A 498-nucleotide genomic window follows, 5' to 3' on the forward strand; every position below is an offset into this window, starting at 1 on the left:
GCGCTCTGCCGTGGCACCCGGTAGGGAGCGGGTATCCCGCCTCACCCGCGTTTCCGGTGCCCGGCCATCCGACGGCCGGGCCGGACAGCGAAGGACCGGCCGCGGCCAACCGACCGCCACGGCCGACCGGGCCGAACGGCCACCGCGTACGAAAGGGGGACACATGTCCACCACCACGGACGACTCCACCACCAAGGACGGCGCCACCACCAGGGACCGCCTCAAGGGCGTCTTCGCCTACGCGCTCGATCTCGACCCGTCGGTGCAGATCGAGGAACTGCGCTACCGCGAGATCGACAAGTGGGACTCGCTCGGCCACATGGCACTCGTCGCCGCGATCGAGGACGAGTTCGGCGTGCAGTTCGACACCGACCAGGTCATCGAGATGAGCGGGTTCAAGGTCGCCTACGACATGCTCCGCGGAATGGGGCTCGGTGACTAGCGCGGGCCCCGAAACCGGCCAGGCCGCCTCGACCGGCCTGGCCGGGCGGATCTGCG

General features: G+C 70.3%; 1 protein-coding gene. It reads left to right on the plus strand.

Translation table 11 applies throughout. The annotated features are described in order from the left end of the window. Positions 1 to 163 precede the first annotated feature (163 nt). Entirely contained in the window at positions 164 to 442 is a 279-nt protein-coding gene (locus AC1DSF_RS30720; RefSeq protein WP_423535674.1) for an acyl carrier protein, read from the plus strand. Positions 443 to 498: the final 56 nt, after the last annotated feature.

It is taken from the genome of Variovorax sp. 01N429 (genome assembly GCF_056399425.1).

Excerpts from the sequence above, each read along its gene's own strand:
- AC1DSF_RS30720 (WP_423535674.1), top strand. The coding sequence starts at position 164 with ATGTCCACCACCACGGACGACTCCACCACCAAGGACGGCGCCACCACC.